We start from the raw sequence: 3,755 nt of genomic DNA, 5'->3' as shown, positions 1-3,755 counted from the left end.
GGTGCCGCGGTAGCGCAGGCGACCGTCGGCGATCTGCGTGATCCGCGATTCCAGGACCGGCACGCCCCAGTCGAGCGAACGTTCGGCGACGCCGCCCGCGCGCTTCGCGTCGGCGCGGCGGCGCGCGAGCAGGCGCACTTCGTTGGCGTCGTAGCGGCGGCGCTTGGTCGCGCCGTCGGGCAGCGAGCGCAGCAGGCCGCGGCTCACGTACGCATAAAGGGTGCTCACGCTGACGCCGAGCATGCCGGCGGCTTCCTGCGCGCTGAGAGACGTCATGCCGGTTGCTCCTGTCGCCGCGCATGAAGCGCGGGCCCGCTACAACTATTCGTTATGTATTGATTCGCGCAATCAAGATTGATCGCGCCTGACGCGAATTCTAGACTCGATTCCGTCTCCTCAACGGCGTCTCCTTCACCATGACACCCGATTCCGCCTTGGCGCATCTTTGGCAACTCGCACGCGGCGAACGCGACACGCTGGCCCGCACGACCGTGACCGGGCAGGACCCGACGCTACCGTCGACGTTTCATGTCGGCACGCTCGCCGCCGCGACGATCGCCGCAGCCGGGCTCGCGGCAGCCGAATGCCATCGGCTGCGGACGGGCGTGGCGCAATCGGTCGACGTGTCGGTGCGCGACGCGCTCGTGGCGTTCCGCAGCGAACGCTACCTGCGCGTGGACGACGGCCCACCGCCGGAGTTGCGTCATCCGGTGACCGGCTTCTTCGAGACGGGCGACGGACGCTGGATTCAACTGCACGCGAATTTCCCGCATCACCTGCACCGTATTCTCGACGTGCTCGGCTGCGGCCGGCAGCCCGCCGACGTCGCCGCGGCGATCCGCACCTGGGACGGCGCGGCGCTCGATACCGCGCTGGCCGACGCCGGCCTGTGCGCGGCATTGATCAGAACCCCTGACGAATGGGCGGCGCACGAGCAGGCGCGCGCGATCGCGTCGCTGCCGCTGTTCGAGATCGAGCGGATCGGCGACGCGCCGGCCGAGCCGATCGGCCGCGGCGACGCCAGCCAGCCGCTGGCCGGCGTGCGCGTGCTCGATCTCACGCGCATCATCGCGGGCCCGGTCGCGGGCCGCACGCTGGCCTCGCACGGCGCGCAGACGCTGCTCGTCAACGGTCCGCACCTGCCGAACATCGCGCCGCTCGTGATCGACAACGGGCGCGGCAAGCGTTCGACGTGGATCGATTTGCGCGACGCGGAAGGCGTCGATACGCTGCACGCCCTGGCGCGCGAGGCGGACGTGTTTCTGCAGTCGTACCGCCCCGGCGCGCTCGCCGCGCGCGGTTTCACGCCGCATGCGCTGGCGGCGCGGCGGCCCGGCATCGTCTACGTGTCGGTGTCGGCGTACGGGCATGCAGGGCCGTGGGCGCAGCGGCGCGGGTTCGACAGCCTCGTGCAGTCGGCGAGCGGCATCGCATGGCACGAGCAGCAGGCCGCGCAGGCGAGCGGGCCGCGCCATCTGCCGTGCCAGGCGCTCGATCATGCAACGGGGTATCTCGCGGCGTTCGGCGCGATGATCGCGCTCGCCCGGCGGGCGCGCGAAGGGGGAAGCTGGCACGTGCGGATGTCGCTCGCGCAGACGGGGCGCTGGCTGCAGTCGTTCGGCGCGGTGCCGGACGGGCTGCAGGCGCCCGATCTCGCGCTGGCCGACGTGCGCGACCGGATCGACCGCATCGCGTCGCCGTTCGGCGCGCTCGATACCGTGCGGCCGGCCGAGCGGTTGTCGGCGACGCCGCCGTCGTTCGCGCGGCCGCCCGTGCCGCTCGGCACCGACGACGCGCGCTGGCTGTGAGGGGAGGCGGCGCGGCTCGCGTTACTTGCGTAGCTCGACGACGAAATCGTAGTAGTCGTTGCGGCAGTAGGTATCGGTCAGTTCGATCGCGCGCTGGTCGGACGTATAGCCGATCCGCGTGATCAGCAGCAGGGCGTCGTGGGGGGCGATGCCCATCTGCTCGGCGATCTCGTCGGTCGCGTTCACCGCGCGGAAATGCTGCAGCGCGCGCACGATCGGTGTGCCGCGCGCTTCGAGATAGCTGTACAGCGAACCGGCGATTGCCTGCGGATCGGGAATCAGCGTCGCGGGGAACGTCGAGTTCTCGACGGCCATCACGATGCCGTCGGCGAGACGCAGGCGTTTCAGGCGCGTAACCGATGCGGCCGGCGACAGGCCGAGCTGGATCACTTCGTCGCGGTTGGCGGGCTGGATTTCGCGCGCGAGCCACTGCGAGCTCGGCTTGAAACCGCGGCGCTCGAGCATCTCGCTGAAGCTCGACAGCCGCGACAGCGGGTCCTCGTAGCGCGGCTGGATGAAGTTGCCCGCGCCTTGCGTACGGCGGATCAGGCCTTGCTCGACGAGCAGCGCAATCGCCTTGCGCGCGGTGATGCGCGACACGCCGAGCGCTTCGGACAACACACGCTCGGAAGGCAGCGCTTCGCCGGCCGTCCAGCGGTTGTCGTGGATCGCATCGCCGAGCTTGCGGGCGAGCTGCAGGTAGAGCGGCGTATCGTTGTCGGGGTCGGGGCGCAGGTCCTGCCAGCGGTCGTCCGTGGGTGCCTTCATACAATGGGTATCGATCAGGTTGCGGCCATTCTAAGTCATCATGCCGCGCCGTTATAGCCGGTTTTTGCCGCGTAATAGGCCGGGGGCGCACCGATTGACTACACTGATGCGTCGTATCCGATGCTTCGGCCGCGATGGGCGGCCACGAATCCGCGACGAGGACACGCATGACAGACACGATCGCCACGGTCGTCTTGCCGAACGGCGAGACGATTCCGAAGCTGGGCCTGGGCACCTGGGAAATGGGCGAGCGGCCGGCGCGGCGCGCGGACGAGATCGCCGCGCTGCGCGAAGGCATCGAACTCGGGATGACGCTGGTCGATACAGCCGAGATGTACGGCGACGGTGCGACCGAGGAACTCGTCGGCGACGCGCTCGCCGGCTTGCGCGACGACGTGTTCCTCGTCAGCAAGGTCTACCCGCACCATGCGAGCCGGCGTGGCGTCGTCGCCGCGTGCGACGCGAGCCTCAAGCGCCTGCGTACCGATCGCCTCGATCTATACCTGCTGCACTGGCGCGGTTCGGTGCCGCTCGCGGAAACGGTCGAGGGCTTCGACGCGTTGCAGCGCGCGGGCAAGATCCGCCACTGGGGCGTGAGCAACTTCGATACGGCCGACATGGCCGAACTCGTCGACGAGGCGGGCGGCGGTGCGTGCGCAACCAACCAGATTCTCTACAACATCGCGCGACGCGGCCCGGAATTCGACCTGCTGCCGTGGCTGGCCGACCATCGTATTCCGGCGATGGCGTACAGCCCGGTCGATCACGGGCGGCTGCCGAAACGCTCGCCGCTCGACGAGATCGCGCGGCTGCGCGGCGTGTCGGTGATGCGCGTCGCGCTGGCGTGGGTGCTCGCGCAGCCGGGCGTATTCGCGATTCCGAAGGCGTCGCGGATCGAACACGTGCGCGACAACCGCGCCGCGCTCGATGTCGTGTTCAGCGATGACGAGCGCGCGCAGCTTGACGCATATTTCCGTCCGCCGCGCAGCAAGCGCGCGCTCGAGATGCTCTGACCGACTTCGGCCGGGCAACGCGTCGGGTCAGTGGTTGCCGCCGGACGATCCGCCGTTGCCGTGACCGCCGCCATTGCCGTTGCCGGTGCCATGGCCGTTGCCGACGCCGTTGGCACCGCCGTTGCCGGCGCCGCCGCTGCCATTGCCGTTACCGTTGCCGCCGCCA

The 3,755-nt window shown here is 69.7% G+C and carries 4 protein-coding genes; 2 read left to right on the top strand and 2 right to left on the bottom strand.

The annotated features are described in order from the left end of the window. Positions 1-276 (bottom strand): MerR family DNA-binding transcriptional regulator (locus JMF90_RS28155; RefSeq protein WP_201325705.1); only part of this gene is annotated, 276 nt, incomplete at its 3' end. A 140-nt stretch (positions 277-416) separates the two neighbouring features. Here JMF90_RS28155 and JMF90_RS28150 point away from each other — a divergent pair. After that, entirely contained in the window at positions 417-1,808 is a 1,392-nt protein-coding gene (locus tag JMF90_RS28150; RefSeq protein ID WP_201317005.1) for a CoA transferase, read from the top strand. A 21-nt stretch (positions 1,809-1,829) separates the two neighbouring features. On the opposite strand, the gene JMF90_RS28145 is transcribed toward JMF90_RS28150, so the two are convergent. Continuing rightward, positions 1,830-2,576: a GntR family transcriptional regulator gene (locus tag JMF90_RS28145; RefSeq protein ID WP_011546029.1), complete on the bottom strand. Its 747-nt coding sequence runs from the start codon at positions 2,574-2,576 to the stop codon at positions 1,830-1,832. 167 nt (positions 2,577-2,743) lie between these two features. Here JMF90_RS28145 and JMF90_RS28140 point away from each other — a divergent pair, with 167 nt between their 5' ends. After that, positions 2,744-3,589 (top strand): aldo/keto reductase, encoded by an 846-nt coding sequence (locus JMF90_RS28140; protein ID WP_011546028.1) that lies wholly within the window; start codon positions 2,744-2,746, stop codon positions 3,587-3,589. The last annotated feature ends 166 nt before the right edge of the window (positions 3,590-3,755 follow it).

The sequence above is a fragment of the Burkholderia sp. E168m23 genome, from assembly GCF_016586125.1.
In the GTDB taxonomy this organism is placed as follows: domain Bacteria; phylum Pseudomonadota; class Gammaproteobacteria; order Burkholderiales; family Burkholderiaceae; genus Burkholderia; species Burkholderia orbicola.
This window is presented reverse-complemented; position numbering and strand designations above follow the sequence as displayed.

Coding starts and splice junctions, on each gene's coding strand:
- JMF90_RS28150 (WP_201317005.1), top strand. CDS start 417: ATGACACCCGATTCCGCCTTGGCGCATCTTTGGCAACTCGCACGCGGC.
- JMF90_RS28145 (WP_011546029.1), bottom strand. CDS start 2,576: ATGAAGGCACCCACGGACGACCGCTGGCAGGACCTGCGCCCCGACCCC.
- JMF90_RS28140 (WP_011546028.1), top strand. CDS start 2,744: ATGACAGACACGATCGCCACGGTCGTCTTGCCGAACGGCGAGACGATT.